The following is an 18663-nucleotide window of genomic DNA, read 5'->3' as shown; positions in this document are numbered from 1 at the left end:
ATGACTCCCGAAACCGTGATGACGATGGGCCGCCACGCGATGGAAGTGACGCTGATGGTCGCCGCGCCGCTGCTGCTGGTGGCGCTCGGCATCGGCCTCGTCGTCTCGATCTTCCAGGCCGCCACGCAGATCAACGAATCGACGCTGTCGTTCATCCCCAAGCTCGTGGGCGTGTTCGTCGCGCTCGTGGTGGCGGGGCCGTGGATGATCAGCGTGATGACGGACTACATGCGCGAAATCTTCGGCAATATCCCGGGCCTCGTCACCTGACATCGCGCCACCCATGCAGCTGCTGACCATCGCGGACCTGAACACGTGGATCGCCGGCTTCATCTGGCCGCTGTCGCGGATCCTCGGGCTGATCGCCGCATCGCCCGTGTTCGGCAATGCCCGCGTGCCGCGCACCGCCCGCGTGGGCTTCGGTGTCGTGGTCGCGATCGCCATCGCGCCGCTGGTGCCGGCAGTTCCCGCCACGGATCCCGCGTCGTGGGAAGGCATGCTGATCCTGGCGAAGGAAATGATCACCGGCGTCATGATGGGGTTTGCAATGCGGCTCGTGTTCGCCGCCGTCGAGATGGCCGGCGAGATCAGCAGCCTGACGATGGGCCTGGGCTTCGCCAGTTTCTTCGACCCCATGTCGCAGGGGCGCTCGTCGGCGATCTCGCAGTTCCTGACCTGGATCGCCACATTGATGCTGCTGGTCGCGAACGTGCACCTGTGGCTGCTCGAAGCGCTGGCGGAAAGCTTCTTCACATTGCCGATCTCGGGCCGCATGTTCCATGGCGGCGGCTTCTGGGAGCTGGCGCTGTGGGGCGCGAAGATCTTCTCGGCCGGCCTGCAACTGTCGCTGCCGCTCGTTGCCGCCCTGCTGATCGCCAACGTCGCGCTCGGCGTACTGACCCGCGCCGCCCCGCAGCTGAACCTGTTCGGCATCGGCTTCCCGATCACACTGGGCGTGGGCTTCATCGTGCTGATGATCGCCCTGCCCTACCTCGCCCACCCGCTCGTCAACCTGCTGGGCCAGGGCGCGGAGAAAGCGCAGATGATCCCCCGCGCGTTGCAGGGCGAAGGCAACATCGCCCCGAAACCACAGGGAGCTGTCCGCTAAGAAAAACTGGGGACGAAAAACTGGGGACGTACCCTGGTTTTGAGGCAAAACTGGGGACATACCCTGGTTTTGAGGAAATGCAGCGAAACGAGCTCCCTGGCGTCTGCGGCAGTCGCAAAGTTGCCTGGAAACAGGGGTACGTCCCCTGTTTTTCCGCAGGTTAAGTGGATCAGATGTAGCTGAACAGCGAGAGCTGGGTGACGGCGCGGAACGTTTGCTGGGCGGCTTGCAGGCTGGCGATTTGCTGCTGGAAGAGCGAGGCGGCGGCGATCTGTCCCGCTTCATCAAGACCGACGAGATCGGTGATCTGTGCGGTGTACTGGATGTCCATTGCCGAGCCTGAATCATCAAGGACGTCGATTTCTCTCAGGCGTGCACCGGCTGTCGTGCGTACGGAAAGCATGTTATCCGCCGCATTCTGCAGGTTCTGGTTGGCTGTATTCAACGCATTCGTCAGCTGCGAGTTGGCGGTGGGTCCGACACCCGGATTGCGCAAGGCGGCGATCACGTCGCGGATCGTCGTGAAGACGGATTGATTCGTGCTGGGTTCGATCGTGAACACGTCCTGGTCCGCCGGCGCGCCGGCGATATCGAGCGACATGCCATCGAAAGTGATCGGTTCGCCGGCCTTGAAGTCGGTGGGCGGCACGGCGACCGAACCGTCGGTTGTGTTGGTCACTGAATACTGCACCAGGCCCGACGTGGCATCCTTGGTGAAATTGATCGTGTAGTTGTCGCCGGTGAGCGCGGCCGCGTCGATGACGGTGCCCGGCGAAATGATGCCGGTGCCGCCACGGGCCGCGTTGCCCGGGTCCGCCTTCGTCTGGAACGTGCCGTTGCCGGTCAGGTTCTGTTCGAAGATCTGGGAGCCGTTGGCGCTGATCGCCATCTGCCGGCCGGAACCCACTTGCAGTTCGCGCTCGCCCTGGTCACCGAAATACGTGGCGCCCGAGGCAGTCAGCGCGAACGGTTGCGTGTTGGTCTTGAAGCCGGAGAACAGATAGCCCCCGCTGCCGTCCGCCGTATTGGCCTGGCCCAGCAAGTCTGCCAGCTGCCCTTCGAGCGCCCTGGCGACCGTTTCGCGGTCTGCCTGGCTCTGCCCAGGATTACCAGCCGACAAGACCCCTTGGCGGATCTCGTCCATGATGCCATTGACCGTCTCCATCACCGAGTCGACCTGGGTCAGCGACGCCACGGCATATTGGCGGTTGACCTCGAACTGCTTGTTCATTCCCTGGGACTGCGACACTTCCAGTGCACGGGCCGATGCCACCGGATCGTCGGCCGGCGTCAGCACGCGCATGGTCTGGGCCAGTTGCAACTGCGTGCGCAGCAGATTGCCCTGCAGGTTCGCCTGCAGCGACACATTACGGTCATACATCATCTGGGTGCTGATACGAATTGCCATATTCCTGCCTCTTACTGTGCGATCGACAGCAACGTGTCGAACAATGTTCCGGCCACCTGCATCACCTTGCCGGCGGCCTGGTAGGCTTGCTGGTAACGCAGCAGGTCCGCCGCTTCTTCGTCGAGGTTGACGCCGGAAACGCTCTTCTGGGCGGCAAGCGCCTGGTCGACCGTGGTGTTGGCGGCCGCGCCGCCCACCTGCAATTCGCGCGTCTTGTTGCCGACGAAGTTGACGGTCCCCGCATAGGAGCCCTGGAAGGTCGATGTGCCATTGTTCAGGATATTTCGTGTCTGCAATCCCGCCAGCAGCACGCCATTGCGGTTGTCGCCGACCCCGCTCGTGTTCGGGCCGATGGTGAACGTGTCGCCTTCGGCCGGCGTGCCCGAGATCGAGAAATTGATGCCGCCAAAGCTGAGCGGCTCCCCCTCGTCGTACGGGACCGAGCTGCCATCCGGGAAGCCGGTGATCTGGCCACCCGTGAACGTGAGCGTTACGGGCGCCGCCAGCGGATTGCCGATATAGGCGGCATCGACGACGCCGGGGCTGATCGTGCCATTGCCGGAATTCGTCGTCGGCACGGACGTCGTGACCGGCGCCGCCAGCGCGATCTTGCGGTAATCCGTGATGGCCACGTCGAAGTTGGCCGCGGCCGTGTACGTGGGGCGCACCTGGATGCGGTCGCCTTCCTGTGGCGCGCCGGTGAACGTGTACGTGACGCCATCGATTTCCTGCGGCACGGTGGGGTCGGCGATTGCCGTCACCGCGCCGTCGGAGCGGGTGACGGTATAGCTGGCGGGCGTGCCGCCGTAGTTCACCTCATAATCGAGCCCGGTCAGCGCACTGGCATCCGTGATCGACGCGTCCAGCTCGGCCGTGGAGAGCGGCGAGTTGCGCGCATCGTAGCCGACATAGCCCTTCAGCGGCGTGAAGAAGTCGCCGCCCAGGTCGCCATTCAGGTCCTGGCCCAGCCGGTGCTGCTCGTTGAATGACTGCGTGAGGCCGGCGGCAATCTGGCCGATCTCGTTTTGCACGCGGTCCAGCGATTCGCGGCGGAAATCCATCAGCCCGCCCAGCGCGCCGCCGGCAAAGGTGTCGTCGGCAACGATCGTGCTGCGCCCCGTTGCCGGATACGACACGACGAGGCGGCCCGGGTCGGTCGGCGATTGCACGGCCGCCATTTCCAGGGAACTGGTGCCGACGACGAGCGGCTGCCCCGAGCCGAACGTGATGTTCAGCATATTGTTATCGGAGGGCAGCACGGTGATCTTCACCTGCTGGTTCAGCTCGCGCACAAGCTGGTCGCGCTGGTCCAGCAGGTCGTTCGGCGGGTTCAGCGGATCGGTCGTCAGCGTGGCGATCTGGTTGTTCAGGTTGGCAATCTGCGCCGCATACGAATTGATGCCGTTGACCGTGCTCGTGATGTTGGTGTTGACGCCCTCCTGCAATTCCTGCAAGCGGCCGGACACTTCATGGAAGCGCGCCGCCAGGCTTTCGGCGGACGACAGCATGGAGGCGCGCGACGATTGCAGCGACGGCGTGGAATTGGCCGTCTGCACGCCACGGAAAAAATCCTGCATGGCCGGGGACAGGCCGATCGCGCTGTCCGACACCATGTTGTCGATCTGCGTCATCTGCGTGAGGTGCGCATTGAACGCCCCCTGGGTCGACTGCGCCGTCATCACCTGCTTGTTCAGGAAATCGTCGTAGTAGCGCTTGATCTGCGCCACCTGGGTGCCGGTGCCCACATAGCCCACGCCCTGGCTCAGCGGCGGCAGCGTCGACTGCACGATGCCCTGGCGCGTGTAGCCCGGCACGCTCGAGTTCGTGATGTTGTGGCCGGTGGTGGCGAGGCCTGTCTGCGCCGCCAGCAAGCCGGTCCTGCCGATGCTGAGTAGATTGCTCATGCTGTGACTTTTTCCAGTAATGGCCAGTTTACGGCAAATCAAGGCGAAACTTGAGTTGTCGCAAAGCTAACGTGCGCGGCCGTGCCAGCGCACCTGCCCGCTCATGCTTTACACGAGCGTCTTGTTGATGACCGCGGCCAGCTTCGTGGCGTAGTTGGGATCGGTCGCATAGCCGGCCTTTTGCAGGTTGCGGGCGAACGCCGCCGCATCGCCGGCGCTGGCCAGCACTTTTTCATAGCGCGGGTTGTCCGTGATGAGCCTTGCGTAATCCTTGAAGCTGTCGGCATAGCTGTCGTAGGCGCGGAAGCGTTCGATCTTGCGCTGCGGCTGGCCGTTGACATATTCGGTGGTGGCCACGTCCACCGTCTTGCCTTTCCAGTCGCGGCCGGCCTTGATGCCGAAGAGGTTGTGGCTGCTGGTGCCATCGGCGCCCTTGATCTCGCGCTTGCCCCAGCCGCTTTCCAGCGCCGCCTGGCCCAGCATGAACTTGGCCGGGATGCCGGTGGCGCGGCTGGCTTCTTCCGCGTGGCCGGACAGCTTGTCGGCGAACGCGCGCACGTGGGCATGGCGCGACGTACTGGGTGCCACCGTGCTGGCGGCCGCGCTGGTTTTGTTGCCGCCCGCCGCGTCGATCGAGCGCTGCAGCTTTGCCGCGTCGAGCATCGATTTCGTGAACCCGCCTTCCGGAACGCCCGTTTCCCCTTCCATGCCCGACAGGCCGGCGGTCTTCGACAATTGCCGCACCAGCACGTCGGCCAGTCCCACGCCTTTCTTGGCGATGTTCTGGCTGGTCTGCTGGTCGAGCATCGTGGTGAACATCTTCGTCTGCGAATTGTCCAGCAAGCCTTCCTGGGGCGTGGCGTCGCGCATGCTCTTCAACATCATGTTGACGAACATGGCTTCGAACTGCGTGGCCGCTCCCTTGAGCGCCTCGGGCGAACCGGCCCTGGCGCCCTGGCGCAGTTCCGACAGGCCCTTGTTGTCCAAGGCAAGGTTGGCGGAAAGGTCGGTCGGTGTGCTGGTCTGGCGGATCATGGCGACTCCCGGTCAGATAATCTCGAGTTCGGCGCGCAGCGCCCCGGATGCCTTCATCGCCTGCAGGATCGCCAGCAGGTCTTGCGGCGACGCGCCGATGGCGTTCAATGCCTTCACCACGTCGGCCAGCTGGGCGCCGGCCTGCAGCTGCAGCACCTTGCCCGGCGCCTGCTGGATGTCGACGCTGCCCGGCTGCGTGACGGCAGTCTGCCCGCCGGACAATGGACCGGGCTGGCTGACCTGCGTATCGGCCGCAACCGACACCTGCAGGTTGCCATGCGAAATGGCACAGGCCTGCAGCGTGACGGACTGGTTCATCACCACCGAGCCGGTGCGCGCATTCATGATCACCTTGGCCGGCAGCGTGGCCGGTTGCACGTCGAGCTCTTCGAGCTGGCCGATGAAGGCCACGCGCTGGTCGGAAGCGGCCGGCGACGTCACACGGATCACCCGGCCATCGAGCGCATAGGCAATGCCGGCGCCGAAGCGGTTGTTGATGGCCGTGACCACCCGGCTGGTGGTGGCGAAATCGGCGTTCTTCAATTCCAGGCGGATCTGGCCGCCCTCGCCCAGCGCCGTCGGCACCGCGCGCTCGACCGTGGCGCCATTGCTGATGCGGCCCACCGACAGGTGGTTGACGACGGTCGATGCGCCGCCGCCCGGCGCTTGCGCGCCCACGCCGCCCACCACCAGGTTGCCTTGCGCCATGCCGTAGATCTGGCCATCGGCGCCTTTCAGCGGTGTCATCAGGAGTGTGCCGCCGCGCAGGCTGCGCGCATTGCCCAGCGACGACACGGTCACGTCGAGCTGCTGGCCCGGCTGCGCGAACGCGGGCAGCGACGTCGTCACCATCACGGCCGCGACGTTGCGCAGTTGCAGCTGCGAGCCCGAAGGCAGCGTCACGCCCAGTTGCTGCAGCATCGATGCCACGCTCTGGATCGTGAACGGGGTCTGCGTGGTCTGGTCGCCGCTGCCATCGAGGCCCACGACAAGGCCATAGCCCATCAGCTGGTTTTCCCGCACGCCGGCAATGCTGGCGAGGTCTTTCAGGCGCTCGGCCTGCGCCGCCGGCGCCAGCATGGCGAAACCGAGGGCGATGGCGGTGAGGAGGGATTTCATGTGCGCTCACCCATATCAGAACGGCAGCAGGCTCAGGAAGAATCGCGACGCCATCGACGTCAGCTCGGCGCGGTCCAGGTGGGTATTCGTGCGGTATTCGACGCGCGCATCGGCGATCGCCGTCGACGGCACCGAATTGCCGGCGCCAATCGTGTCCGGGTTCACCGTGCCGGAAATGCGGATGAACTCGGTGCCCTTGTCCATCGCGACCTGCTTCTCGCCGGCGACGACGAGGTTCCCGTTCGGCAGCACTTCCACGACCGTCACGCCCAGCGTGCCGGTGAAGGCATTGCTGGCCGTCTGCGCGGCCGAGTCGGCATAGTTGTTGTCCGTCTCCGTGGCGACCCGCGCGCCGAGGCGGCCCTGCAATGGGCCGGGAATGCCGATGCCCACGCCGCCCGTACGGGTGGCCGAGCTGCTGCCGTTCTTGTTGGCCGTGGTGCGCTCGGTGATGAGGACGTTGATGATGTCGCCCACCATGCGGCCGCGGCGGTCCTCGAACACGGGCCGGAACGTTTGCGCCTGGTAGATCGCGCCGTTGGCCGGCAGCGTAATGGGCGGCGTGGGGATCGGCCGCGCGGACGTGGGGCCGGCGACGATCGACGTGGGCTCGCTGGCGCAGCCGGCCAGCATTGCGGTGGCAATGGTGGCAAGCGCGGCGATGACGGATGCTGGAGACTTCATGATGGATCCTTGCGGCTGCATCAACGCGGGATCAGAGCTGCGACAGGCGCTGCAGCATCTGGTCCGACGTGGTGATGGCCTTGGAGTTGATTTCGTACGCGCGCTGCGTCTGGATCATGTTGACCATTTCCTCGACCACGTTGACGTTCGACACTTCCACGTAGCCCTGCAGGATGTTCCCGAGGCCGTTGGAGCCCGGCGCGTTGGCCTGCGCCGCACCGGAGGCACCGGTTTCCAGGTACAGGTTTTCGCCGATGGATTCCAGGCCTGTCGGGTTGATGAACGAGGCCAGCTGCAGGTTGCCGATCTGCTGCGCCGCGGCCTGGCCCGGCAGTTGCACGGTCACGGTGCCATCCTTGGCCACGTTGATCTCGTCGGCATCGATGGGGATCGTGATCGGCGGTTGCAGCGCGTAGCCGCTGGAGGTGACCATCGCGCCGTTGCTGTCGCGCTGGAAAGAACCGTCGCGCGTGTAGCCGGTGGTACCATCGGGCAGCAGTACGGTGAAGAAGCCGTTGCCGTTGATCATCAGGTCCTTGTCGTTGCCGGTGGCCTGCGGGTTGCCCTGCGTGTGGATACGCTCGATCGCGACGGGGCGCACACCGGTACCCTGCTGCAGGCCGGACGGCAGCTGCGTCTGCTGCGAGGAACTGGCGCCGGGCTGGCGCACGTTCTGGTACAGCAAATCCTCAAAAACGGCCCGCGATTTCTTGAACCCGTTGGTGCTCACGTTGGCGAGGTTGTTCGCCACCGTATCCATCTGCGTTTGCTGCGCTTCCATGCCGGTCTTGGCAATCCAGAGCGAACGTATCATCTGCTTTCTCCCTGCCCCGGAGGGCTTTCATCCACGAAAGCATTATGCGATGGCGGGAATCAGTTCAAAGCAAGGATCTGGGCGGCTTTCGCGGCGTTATTCTCGGCGTTCTTCAGGAGGCTCATTTGCGTCTCGAACGACCTTGCCAGCGTGATCATGTTGACCATCGCATCGACCGGATTGACGTTGCTGAGCTCCAGGCAGCCATCGGCCACGCGCACGGCCTGATCGGCCGCGGCCGGCTCGCCCGACTGCTGGCGGAACAGGCCGTCGTCGCCGCGCACCAGCCCGGCCACGGGGGGATTGACGAGCTTCAGGCGCCCGATGATGTTGCTGGGCCCGGCCTGCACCTGGCTTGCATCGATGCCGCTGACGGTGCCGTCCGCGGCGATCGAGATTTCTGTATTGGGCGGCACGGCGATCGGGCCGCCCTCGCCCTGCAGGGTCAGGCCATTCGACGTTTGCAGCAGGCCATTCTCGCTGACCTTGAAGCTGCCGTTGCGGGTGTACGCTTCGGAACCGTCCGCCGACTGCACGGTGAACCACCCTTCGCCGCGGATCGCCGCATCCATCGGCCGTCCCGTGGTTTCCATCGGCCCGGCGCGAAAGTCCGAGCCCACCGTGTTGTCGACCACGAATGTACGCGTGGGCATGCCTTCGGACACGACGGGCACGGCGCGGAAGGCATCGAGCTGCGCCCGGAAGCCCACCGTGGTGGCATTGGCGAGATTGTTCGACGTGGTGGCCTGCTGGTCCAGGATGTGCCTGGCGCCAGTCATTGCCGTGTAGATCAGGCGGTCCATGGGTACTCCTATCGCTTACATCGGAGAAAAACCGGGGACGTACCCTGGTTTCCAAGAAATTTCTTTAAAACAGGGGTACGTCCCCAGTTTTGCCGGGCGGCTAGCTAGAGCGCTTAGCGCAGGTTGATCAGCGTTTGCAGGATCGAGTCCTCGGTCTTGATCGTTTGCGCATTGGCCTGGTAGACGCGCTGGGCGGTGATCATGTCCACCAGCTGCTCGGTCAGGTCCACGTTCGACGATTCCACCGAGGATGCGCGCAACTGGCCCATGCCGCCCGTGTTCGGCGTGCCGATCTGCGGCACGCCGGACGAGGCGCTCTCGGCCCAGGCGTTGCCGCCCAGCGGCGTGAGGTTGTCCACGCTGGCGAAGTCGACGAGCACCACCTGGCCCAGCGCGCGCGACTTGCCGTTGCTGTACTGGCCCATGATGATGCCGTTCTCGTCGGCCGCGAAGCGCTGCAGGCTGCCGGACGAATAGCCATCCTGCGTGGAATTCTTTTCGCTCGTTTCGGTGCCGTACTGCGTGCTGCCGTCGAACGTGAGGGCAACCGGGATCTGCAGGAAGGCGCCATTGTCCGGGAACACCGGCAAGGTCACGTTGAAGGGCAGCGTGGAGCCGGCGGCCTGCATCGCGGCCGAATCGATCAGGCCGTTCTTCGTGAAGATCAGCGAGCCCGCTCTTTCGGCCGGCACGTTCACGGCGTTGGCGAACGCGGCATCGATCAGGTCCGGCGTGTTGCTGGCCACGTTGCCCACGCTGGTGGCGGGATCGTACAGCGCGGCGATCTGGGCCAATGCGGCGGGCGATGCGCCGGCCGCGGTGGCGGCGGCCGTGACGGCCCCACCGACCGTGGAGGCATAGGCCTGGCGCGCCGCGATGATGGCGGCGGCATCGCCGCCGGCGACCGCCGTGTTGTAGGCGGTGCGGGCGGCGACCACGGGCTCGCTCGTCACCACGCCGCGCATCACTTCCTGCGAATTGATCTGCACGCCATCGTTGGCCACGTACACATCCCACGTGCTGCCGCCGGTGCGCACGTAATACAGACCCATCGTGTGCTCGTTGCCCAGCGAATCGTAGACCGGGATCACGGTCTGCTTGTTGTAGGTGCGCGGGTCGCCGGCGTTGAACGGTTGCACGGTCGGCGTGGTGGAGTTCGACGACAGGTTGATCTGGAAGTTCGCCTGCGTGGTCTGCACCGGCGCCAGGTCGGCCGCGTCGATCTGCAGCGGCACCGGCGCGCCCTGCAGGATCTGGCCATCCACGGTGGCCAGGTAGCCGGTCAGCGCGGCTCCCTGGGCGTTGACGATCGTGCCCGTGTTATCGAGCAGGAACTGGCCATTGCGGGTGTACTGGATCGCCCCATCCTGCACGGTGCGGAAGAAGCCGGCGCCGTTGATCGAAATGTCCAGCGGGTTGTTGGTGGTCTCGATATTGCCCTGTGAGAATTGCTGGGCGAGGCGGGCCACGGTCACGCCGATACCGGGGTTGCGGCCGCTGATGCCGTTCAGCGAATTCGCGTACAGGTCCGCGAATTGCGCTTCGGTGCTCTTGAAGCCGACCGTGCTGGCATTGGCGACGTTGTTGCCGATGACGTCGAGTTGCGTGGAGGCGGCGTTCAGGCCGCTGAGACCTTGCTGGAACATGGATTTCCCCTGCTGGAAAAAATAGGTATTACAGAACTTGTTTGATGTCGTCCATGCTCAGCTGCCCGAGCCCTGGAACGTTGAGTTTTGCGCCGGTGGGGCCGGTGGACACGCTGGCGACCGTGCCGAACGTGAGCGCCTGCGCATCGGTCAGCGCCTTGCCGCCCGTGGTGGCCGCCAGCGACAGCGTGTAGTTGCCATCCGGCGCCGTGCTGCCGTCCTGCAGCTTGCCGTCCCACGCCAGCGGCAGCACGCCGGGTTCGACGCTCGAGAGCGTCATCGTGTGTACCACCTTGCCGCTGCCGTTCTTGATCTCGAGCTGCACGTTGTCCGCGAACGAACCGACCTCGATGCCGAAGATGCCCTTGCCTTCGGTGACCTGCATGGTCTTGCCCGCAGCCAGCACGCCGTGGTTGATCATGTTGACCGCCTGCGCCGATTGCGAGGCGGCCAAGTCGGTCTTCAGCGACTCCAGCGTGTCGTTCAGCTTGTTGACGCCGGTGACCGTGTTCAATTGGGCCAGCTGGCTCGTGACTTGCGCGTTGTCGAGCGGGTTCAGCGGATCCTGGTTCTTCAGCTGCGTGATCAGCAGCGTCATGAACTTGTCCTGCTCGGCCGAGATCTCGTTGCCGGCGCCGGCCTTCTTGTTCATCGAGTCCATCAGGGACTGCGACACGGCATTCGTGGAAGTGGGGGTGGCAATGACGGCCATGGTGATCTTTCCGGTTATTGACCGATGGTCAGGGTTTTCAGCAGCATGCTTTTCGCCGCGTTCATCGTTTCGACATTGTTCTGGTAAGAGCGCGACGCGGACAGCATGTTGACCATTTCATCGACGACGTTCACGTTCGGCATCGTCACATAGCCGTTCTCGTCGGCCAGGGGGCTTTTCGGGTCATACACCTGCCGCATCGGCGACGGATCCTCGATCACCTGCTGCACCTTGACGCCGGTCGAGGCATTGTTGGCCGACGGCGTGGCTTCGAACACCACCTGCTTGGCCCGGTAGGCCTCGCCGTTGGCGCTGGTGGCGCTGTCGGCGTTGGCCAGGTTGCTGGCGACCACGTTCAGGCGCTGCGACTGCGCGCTCATGGCCGAACCGGAAACATTAAAAATGCTGAACAACGACATGGCAATCCTCCTCTTACTGGCCCTGGATGGCCGTCATCAGGCCCTTGATCTGGCTGTTGATGAACGTGACGCCCGCTTCGTAGCGCAGCCCGTTGTCGGCGAACTGGTTGCGTTCGACGTCCATCTCCACCGTGTTGCCGTCGACGGCGCCCTGCACGATGCCGCGGTACAGCAGCGGCGTACCGTCCGCGAGCGTGCTGCCATCCGGCGCCGGGGTCGGGAAGTGGCGCGCCGCCGTGGTGGCCAGCGTGCCGGTCGCGGCCGTATTATTCAGCGCGTTCTGCAGCGCGCTGTTGAAGTCGATGTCGCGCGCCTTGTAGTTGGGCGTGTCGGCATTGGCAATGTTCGATGCCAGCACGCTCTGGCGCGTGGAACGCAGGTTCAGTGCGAGTTCGTTGAAGCGCAGGTGATTGTCGAGTTTTCCCAGCATGACGGTATCCTTCCATCGGTGACAGGATCCATCTTACGGATGCTCCACGGCAAATGATCGGGCAATAAGCACGGACTTTGCCACGCTGTTCGCGGCTTTCGGCGCGGCCCGCGCGCGTAAGATGGCAGGCGTTGATCCATACTTTTCACGCATCACTCTTCACGGCGCCGCCCATGAAAACGCTGACCCTTGCCATTGCTTCACTCTCGCTGGCCACGAGCGCCGCGCACGCCGCCACGAGCATGGACCCGGCCACCTTGCGCCGCACGGTCGATGCTTACCTGCAGGTGCAGAGCGCCGGCCTGCCGGGCAAGGTGACGGTCACGGTCGGCAATGTCGATACGCGAATGAACCTCGCGCACTGCCCTGCCCCCGAAGCGTTCCTGATGCCCGGCGGCAAAGCCTGGGGCAAGACGACGGTGGGCGTGCGCTGTGCGGCACCGGCGCAATGGACGGTGTATATTCAGGCGAACGTTTCGGTACTGGGCAATTACATCGCCGCGGCCACGCCGCTGTCGCAGGGTCAGCCGATCCTGGAAACGCAACTGGTCACCCAACAGGGCGACTTGACGACATTGCCGGCAAGCATCGCCACCGACAAGGCGCAGGTCATCGGCCGCAGCACGAATGTTTCCATTTCGGCAGGCACGCCGCTGCGGCTCGATACACTGCGCAGCCAGCCAGTGGTGCTGAACGGCCAGATGGTCAGGCTTGTCACGGCCGGTTCGGGGTTCCGTATCACGGCCGAGGGCAAGGCGATCGCCAACGCGGCGGAGGGGCAAGTGGTCCAGGTGCGCACCTCGGGTGGCCGGAGCGTGAGCGGGATTGCCCGCGCGGGTGGCCAGGTTGAGGTTGCATTCTAAAAAGATTCGACTTTGGCCGCTAAAGTTTGCAATGCGCCAGCCGTTAAGAACTCGTACACCGGAGTAAAAGCTCGGAGTCAAAGCTCCTACCAGACGAGGAAGATGCTGTGAAAATCAACGATTCAGTAAAAAACGCGGGTGTGCCGGCGGCGTCCACGCCAACCACGAGCAATGCCCGCAACGCCGAGAAAGCGGCGGAAACGGCGTCCACGCAAGCGAATTCGGATAGCGTCAAGCTGTCGGCGCAAGGGCAGGCCATGGCCACCAACAGCAACAGCGGCGTATTCGACACGAAAAAAGTGGAACGTATCAAGCTGGCCATCGCCGATGGCCAGTTCCAGGTCAATTCCGAGAAAGTCGCGGATGGCCTGCTGGATACGGTCAAGGACCTGCTGCACTCCCGGCAACGGTAGTCGACGGTCGTTAACATTCATCACAAGGCAAAGCCATGCATGACGGTGCCCCGATCCAGAAGCTGCGCGAAGAGCAGTGCCTGATCACTGAACTGCTCGACATCCTGAAGGACGAGCAGCAGTCGCTGGTGGCCGCCGACATCGACAGGCTGTCCGCGCTGACGCCGCGCAAATCCGAGGTGCTGACGCATATGGGTGTCCTGGCCAGGGAGCGCCACGACGCGCTGGGCCAGGCCGGATGCGAAGCGCGCGAAGCCGGCATGGAAACATGGCTCTGCGCCCACGGCACGCCGGACGACCGGGCGCTGTGGAATACATTGCTCGCGCAAACGCGCGAAGCCAAGGAATTGAACCGCCTGAACGGCATGCTGATCAACAAGCAGCTGTCGCACACCCAGGGCGCCCTGCAGGCGCTGCGCCCGCCCAGCCCCGCCGGCAATGTCTATGGTCCAAGCGGCCTGACCGCCACCAGCACCACCGTCTCGCGCGGCTTCCTCGCCGGCTGAGCAGCCAAAATCCGGAACATGCGTACCAACCGTGCCAACTGAAAGCAGTTGGCGCGCGAACACCGGTGTCTGACACCTTTTCTGGGTGAATCTTCCAGAAAAGGTGTCAGACACCGGTTCTCCACTGCCAACGATTCCTATTGCGGCGTGGGGCCGGTCGGGATTTCCATTTCCGGATCCGGCACCGCCGACAGGATCGTGACCGCCACGCGCCGGTTGCGGGCGCGGCCGACCGGGTCGTCGTTCGGCGCCACCGGGTGGTTCGAGGCATGGCCGACGGCAGTCAGCCGCTCGGGGGCGACGCCGGATTCGATGAACAGCCGGACCACAGTAGCGGCGCGCATCGACGACAACTCCCAGTTCGACGGATAGATGTTGCGCACCGGCTGGTCGTCGGTATGCCCTTCGACCTGCACCGCGTGCGGGTCGTTCTTCAGCAGCGACGCCACGGCGGTCAGCGCCTCGCGCGATTCGTTCGTGAGCTGCGCTTCGGCCGGGTCGAACAGCACGCTGGCATTGATTTCGACGGACACGCCGCGGCTGTTCTGCGTGACGCGTACCTTGCCCTCCTTTACCAGCGGGGCCATCGTCGATTGCAGGTCCTGCGCGAGCTTGGTCATCGAGGCGCGCTCCTGGCGCATCATTTCCTGGCGCTTCTTCAGGTTCGGATTCGGGATCGGCTGGTTCAGCACTTCGGTATTGGGTTTGACGTTGGCGCCCTGCCCGCCCAATGCATCGCCCAGCGCATCGGAAAAGATCCGGTACTTGCCGATGTTGACCGACGAGATCGCATACATCACCACGAAGAACGCAAACAGCAGCGTGATGAAATCGGAATACGAGATCAGCCAGCGTTCGTGGTTTTCCGGTTCCTCGTCGAACGGGCGGCGCGCGCGGCGGTACTGGAAGCTCATCGCGGTGTGTCCTAATAATCCTGCATCAGCGTGGCGATGCGCTCGTCCATGATGCGGGAGAAATCGCCGCTGGCGATGTCGTGGAAGACGGCGGCGGCGATTTCCTGCTGGTGCACCTGGGCGATGACGATGTTCTTGAGCTTGTTGGCGACCGGGTAGAAGAACAGGTTCGCCAGCCCCACGCCATAGATCGTGGAAACGAAGGCCACGGCGATGCCGGGCCCGAGCCGGGAGGGGTCGGTGAGGTTTTCCATCACGTGGATGAGGCCCAGCACGGCGCCCAGGATACCGATCGTGGGCGAGTAGCCGGCGGCCGATTCCCAGATGCGCACGGCCTGCCGCTCCGCCGTTTCAAACGCCGTGATCTCCGTGTCGAGCAGCTGGCGCAGCTTGTCGGGGTTGATGCCGTCGATCACCATGCGCAAGCCCTTGGCCAGGAAGACATTGCGCGCACCGGCCATGTGGCGTTCCAGCGCCAGCGGGCCTTCGCGGCGGATGGTCTGGTTCCAGGCCTGGATGTCGCGCGCGAGCAGGATGCGGCTGTCCTTCGGGGGGCGGAATACCCAACGCAGCATGAGGACGCCGCGCCGCAGCGTGGCGGGCCGGGTCTGCAGCAGCACGGCGCCGAACGTGCCGACGACCACGATCGCAAACGCGGCGGGCTGGACCAGCGACGACGGATTGCCGCCCTCCAGTGCCATGCCCACCACCAGGCCGGCCAGCGCCAGCAGCAGACCCGCTACGCTGGACCAGTCCATGCCTGCTCTCGCAACGTGGCGCGCAGCCGGGATACCGCCTGGGTATGCAGCTGCGACACGCGTGATTCGGAGACGCCCATGACGGCGCCGATTTCCTTCAGGTTCAGTTCTTCTTCGTAATACAGGCCCATCAGCAGCTTTTCACGCGGCGGCAAGGCATCGATCGCGTTGATGACGGCCTGGCGGAACCCGGTGTCCATCAGCGAGCGCAACGGATCGGCTTCGTCGTCCTGCGCATAGCGCTCGAGGAAGCTGTCGCTGCCGTCCTCGTTCTTGAAATCCTCGTAGTACAGCAGCTGGTGACCGCCGCCCTCGCCCAGCATTTCCTGGTAAGCCTCGAGCGAGAGCTTGAGCGATTGGGCCACTTCGGATTCGGCGGGCGGACGGCCCAGCTTTTGCTGCAGCACGGCCATGGCGTTTTCGATCTTGCGCATGTCCTGCCGCAGCGTGCGGGGCATCCAGTCGCTGCTGCGCAATTCGTCGAGCATGGCCCCGCGGATGCGCATCACCGCATAGGTTTCAAACTGGGCACCGTGCGTTTCTTCGTAGCGGTTGATCGCGTCGAGCAGGCCGATCATGCCCGCCTGTACCAGGTCATCCACTTCCACGCTGGGCGGCAATTTTGCCTTCATGTGGTGGGCAAGGCGCTTCACGAGGGGCATGTGCTCCGTCAGCAGCGAATCCTTGTTCACCTTCCCTTTGACCGTGTACATATATTTCTATTCTTGTTCAGTGCTGCATAGGGTGGCCGCTCCCCGCAAAATGCGACGGCGCGGCCAGCGCGAACCGCCCCGCCAGTTGACGAAACGCGACCGAGGCACCCGCCAGCGGAAACGCGTCCACCACGGCGCGACCCAGGCGCGCCGCGCGGTGCAGGTATTCATCGGCCGGCACCGAGCCCATCGACACGAGATTCACGGCTAGGTAACGGCTTGCCGCCTGTGCCATATTATCGTAAACGACCCGCGCCTCCCGTTCGGACGCACCGGTGACGACGATGCCGAACGGGCGCCGGCCCAGCTCGTGGTTAAGGCGCTTGATCATCATGTAGGCATTCGTGATCGACGTGGCGCTGTTCGATACCTGCACCACGATTTCCGAGCTGGCCATGACCGGCACCGGGAATGCCTCGCCGTCGAACTCGCCATCGACGAGGACGATGCCGGCCTGCGCGGCCAGCACGTCGAACGCCTTGGCCAGGCGGCGTGCTTCCGGGGGGCCGTTGCGGGGTTCGCCGCGCGTCATCGACACCACGTTGAAGCCCTGCGGCACTTCATGGATGACTTCGTTCAGCGCGCATTCCTGGCGCGCCACGTTCAACAGGCTGGCCCCGTTGTCGATGCCCAGGCGCGAGGCCACGCCATGCGCGCTGGCGCACGCATCGACCAGCACCACGTCGTTGCCGGCACGCGCCAGCGAGGCCCCCAGGTTGACGAGCATGGCGCCCTTGTCGTCCTGCGGCGTGGCGGACAGGAACGTGACGATGCGGGGCCGCGGCGGCCCCGCCAGCATCCGCCGCAGTCCTTCCGCCTGATCGAAATTGAAGTTAGCCAAGGTGTACCTCGCGCAGTCCATCGTTGCCGGCGGCCGCCATCAGCATCGGCAGCTCGCCATCGGTATATTCGGACACATCCTTCTTCAGCCGGAATGCCCGCTCCACGAGCTCGGCCGGCTGGGCCAGGTGCAGGTCTTCCGGCACGCGCTGGCCATTCGACACATAGAACAGTTGCAGCTTCTGGCGGATGACGACGTCGAGCACATTGCCCAGCGACGCCGCCTCGTCCAGCTTCGTGATGATGCCGCCGGCCAGGCCGCTGCCCTGGTAGGCGCGCACGACTTCGGTCAGCGTTTCCTGCGTGGACGTGGCGTTCAGGCACAGCAGCCGTTTGACGTCGACATCGGTGCCCTGCAGCATTGCCACCTGCTCGGTGACCATCTGGTCGCGCTGGCTGACGCCGACCGTGTCGATCAGCACCGTGTGCTTGTTGCGCAGCTCTTTCAGTGCGATCCGCAAGTCGGCCTCATCCTTGACGGAATGTACCATCACGCCAAGGATCTTGCCGTAAATGCGCAGTTGTTCGTGCGCGCCGATACGATAGGCATCGGTGGTGATGAGCGCCAGCTTTTCCGGGCCATGGCGCATCACGCAGCGGGCCGCCAGCTTGGCCGTGCTGGTGGTCTTGCCGACGCCGGTGGGGCCCACCAGTGCGAACACCCCGCCGCGCTCGATCAGCGCATCCTCATTGGCCATCGCTCCCACATTACGCGCCAGCACGGTGCGGATCCAGCGCGACGCTTCGTCGGCACCGCGGCCGGCCGGCAGCTTGTCGAGCAGGCGGCGCGCCAGCGTCGTGGAAAAGCCCGCCGCCAGCAATTCGCGCAGCACGGCCGCCTTGTGCGGCTCGCGCTGCTGCGTATTGCCCCACGACAGTTCGGCCAGCTGGGTTTCCATCATGCCGCGCATGGCGCGCAGCTCGCTCATCATGCCGTGCATCTCGGCGGCCGCGTTGGCCTTGGCGGAATTCACCGCCTCGGCCACCAGCGCCGTGATACCGGCCATGTCCACCGCGGGCTGCGCCGATGGCATCGGCTGCATCGCTTGCGGCGCGGACTGCATCGCCTGCGCGAACGGCGCGCGCGGCACCGGTGCCGCGGCCATCGCCGGGCGGGCGGCCATCATCGGCTCGGGCGCGGCCGGGCGCGCCGGCGGTGCCATGGGGCGCTGCATCGGCGGCGCCTGCGGGCGTGCCATATGCGCCGCATGGCCGTCGTCCAGGTCCAGGTGGGGCGCGCCGGGCGGCGCATCGTCGACGGGACTGGCCAGCGAAGCGGCATCGTCATTGGCCAATGCCAGGATCTCCACCACGCCATCCATCGGGCGATTCGACAGGATCACCGCATCCGGCCCCAGCGCCTCGCGCACCTTCCGCAGCGCCTCACGCGACGTGGGCGCGGTAAATTTCTTGACGTTCATTGCTGCTCCTGTTCGCCATGCACAGAGATTTTCTCGATGGTGAAATTATTGACGATGCCGCAGAGTAAGCATCATTTGAACAGGCGGGGAAAAGGGGGGTATTTCAAGAATCGCGCTAAGGCCGGGCCCGTGTCCACCATGGGGTCAACCCCA

21 protein-coding genes are annotated in these 18663 nt (G+C 64.7%); 5 read left to right on the top strand and 16 right to left on the bottom strand.

Annotated elements, in window-relative coordinates:
* Together fliQ and fliR are read left to right on the top strand one after the other, a co-directional pair.
* Positions 1–270 carry a flagellar biosynthesis protein FliQ gene (gene fliQ, locus EWM63_RS19085; protein WP_130187952.1) on the top strand — a complete coding sequence of 90 codons (270 nt, stop codon included), beginning with the start codon at positions 1–3 and terminating at the stop codon, positions 268–270.
* A 13-nt stretch (positions 271–283) separates the two neighbouring features.
* Positions 284–1108: a flagellar biosynthetic protein FliR gene (fliR, locus tag EWM63_RS19080; protein WP_130187951.1), complete on the top strand. Its 825-nt coding sequence runs from the start codon at positions 284–286 to the stop codon at positions 1106–1108.
* 169 nt (positions 1109–1277) lie between these two features.
* Here fliR and flgL read toward each other — a convergent pair whose 3' ends face one another.
* From flgL to flgB, 11 genes are all read right to left on the bottom strand, one after another.
* Positions 1278–2516 (bottom strand): flagellar hook-associated protein FlgL, encoded by a 1239-nt coding sequence (gene flgL / locus EWM63_RS19075; protein WP_130187950.1) that lies wholly within the window; start codon positions 2514–2516, stop codon positions 1278–1280.
* An 11-nt stretch (positions 2517–2527) separates the two neighbouring features.
* The gene (flgK, locus tag EWM63_RS19070) at positions 2528–4420 is read right to left on the bottom strand and encodes a flagellar hook-associated protein FlgK (protein WP_130187949.1); all 1893 of its coding nucleotides are present in this window, start codon (positions 4418–4420) and stop codon (positions 2528–2530) included.
* 108 nt (positions 4421–4528) lie between these two features.
* Positions 4529–5455, bottom strand: coding sequence for a flagellar assembly peptidoglycan hydrolase FlgJ (flgJ, locus tag EWM63_RS19065; RefSeq protein WP_130187948.1), 927 nt, complete (start codon positions 5453–5455; stop codon positions 4529–4531).
* A 12-nt stretch (positions 5456–5467) separates the two neighbouring features.
* The gene (locus EWM63_RS19060; RefSeq protein ID WP_130187947.1) at positions 5468–6574 is read right to left on the bottom strand and encodes a flagellar basal body P-ring protein FlgI; all 1107 of its coding nucleotides are present in this window, start codon (positions 6572–6574) and stop codon (positions 5468–5470) included.
* A 15-nt stretch (positions 6575–6589) separates the two neighbouring features.
* Positions 6590–7258: a flagellar basal body L-ring protein FlgH gene (locus EWM63_RS19055; protein ID WP_130187946.1), complete on the bottom strand. Its 669-nt coding sequence runs from the start codon at positions 7256–7258 to the stop codon at positions 6590–6592.
* 31 nt (positions 7259–7289) lie between these two features.
* Positions 7290–8072: a flagellar basal-body rod protein FlgG gene (gene flgG, locus EWM63_RS19050; protein ID WP_130187945.1), complete on the bottom strand. Its 783-nt coding sequence runs from the start codon at positions 8070–8072 to the stop codon at positions 7290–7292.
* 59 nt (positions 8073–8131) lie between these two features.
* A complete protein-coding gene (gene flgF / locus EWM63_RS19045) occupies positions 8132–8875 on the bottom strand; it encodes a flagellar basal-body rod protein FlgF (protein ID WP_130187944.1) in 744 nt (247 codons plus the stop codon).
* A gap of 113 nt (positions 8876–8988) precedes the next feature.
* Entirely contained in the window at positions 8989–10521 is a 1533-nt protein-coding gene (locus tag EWM63_RS19040) for a flagellar hook protein FlgE (protein ID WP_130187943.1), read from the bottom strand.
* A gap of 28 nt (positions 10522–10549) precedes the next feature.
* Complete coding sequence (locus tag EWM63_RS19035; protein ID WP_130187942.1) at positions 10550–11233, bottom strand: flagellar hook assembly protein FlgD; 684 nt, start codon at positions 11231–11233, stop codon at positions 10550–10552.
* Between the two features lie 14 nt (positions 11234–11247).
* Positions 11248–11652, bottom strand: coding sequence for a flagellar basal body rod protein FlgC (gene flgC / locus EWM63_RS19030; protein ID WP_130187941.1), 405 nt, complete (start codon positions 11650–11652; stop codon positions 11248–11250).
* A 13-nt stretch (positions 11653–11665) separates the two neighbouring features.
* Positions 11666–12082 carry a flagellar basal body rod protein FlgB gene (gene flgB, locus EWM63_RS19025; protein WP_130187940.1) on the bottom strand — a complete coding sequence of 139 codons (417 nt, stop codon included), beginning with the start codon at positions 12080–12082 and terminating at the stop codon, positions 11666–11668.
* A 173-nt stretch (positions 12083–12255) separates the two neighbouring features.
* On the opposite strand from flgB, the gene flgA reads away from it, so the two are divergent.
* From flgA to EWM63_RS19010, 3 genes are all read left to right on the top strand, one after another.
* Entirely contained in the window at positions 12256–12945 is a 690-nt protein-coding gene (gene flgA / locus EWM63_RS19020; RefSeq protein ID WP_130187939.1) for a flagellar basal body P-ring formation chaperone FlgA, read from the top strand.
* A gap of 107 nt (positions 12946–13052) precedes the next feature.
* Positions 13053–13358 carry a flagellar biosynthesis anti-sigma factor FlgM gene (flgM, locus tag EWM63_RS19015; protein WP_130187938.1) on the top strand — a complete coding sequence of 102 codons (306 nt, stop codon included), beginning with the start codon at positions 13053–13055 and terminating at the stop codon, positions 13356–13358.
* 35 nt (positions 13359–13393) lie between these two features.
* On the top strand, positions 13394–13864 hold the full coding sequence (locus EWM63_RS19010; protein WP_130187937.1) for a flagella synthesis protein FlgN: 471 nt from the start codon (positions 13394–13396) through the stop codon (positions 13862–13864).
* A gap of 137 nt (positions 13865–14001) precedes the next feature.
* On the opposite strand, the gene motD is transcribed toward EWM63_RS19010, so the two are convergent.
* From motD to flhF, 5 genes are read right to left on the bottom strand one after another with little or no spacing between them, the layout of a single operon-like run.
* Positions 14002–14778 (bottom strand): flagellar motor protein MotD, encoded by a 777-nt coding sequence (motD, locus tag EWM63_RS19005; RefSeq protein ID WP_130187936.1) that lies wholly within the window; start codon positions 14776–14778, stop codon positions 14002–14004.
* 11 nt (positions 14779–14789) lie between these two features.
* On the bottom strand, positions 14790–15536 hold the full coding sequence (locus EWM63_RS19000; protein WP_130187935.1) for a flagellar motor protein: 747 nt from the start codon (positions 15534–15536) through the stop codon (positions 14790–14792).
* Positions 15518–16249: an RNA polymerase sigma factor FliA gene (locus EWM63_RS18995; protein ID WP_130187934.1), complete on the bottom strand. Its 732-nt coding sequence runs from the start codon at positions 16247–16249 to the stop codon at positions 15518–15520. The genes EWM63_RS19000 and EWM63_RS18995 overlap by 19 nt, the downstream gene beginning before the upstream one ends.
* Positions 16250–16265: 16 nt before the next feature.
* On the bottom strand, positions 16266–17090 hold the full coding sequence (locus EWM63_RS18990) for a MinD/ParA family ATP-binding protein (RefSeq protein WP_130187933.1): 825 nt from the start codon (positions 17088–17090) through the stop codon (positions 16266–16268).
* Positions 17083–18510, bottom strand: a complete 1428-nt coding sequence (gene flhF / locus EWM63_RS18985) for a flagellar biosynthesis GTPase FlhF (RefSeq protein ID WP_130187932.1) — start codon at positions 18508–18510, stop codon at positions 17083–17085. Before flhF ends, EWM63_RS18990 begins: the two co-directional genes overlap by 8 nt.
* Between the last annotated feature and the right edge of the window lie 153 nt (positions 18511–18663).

The organism is Pseudoduganella lutea, from assembly GCF_004209755.1.
Lineage (GTDB): Bacteria > Pseudomonadota > Gammaproteobacteria > Burkholderiales > Burkholderiaceae_D > Rugamonas > Rugamonas lutea.
Note: the sequence above shows the minus strand (reverse complement) of the source record. Positions and strands in the feature narration are given on the sequence as shown.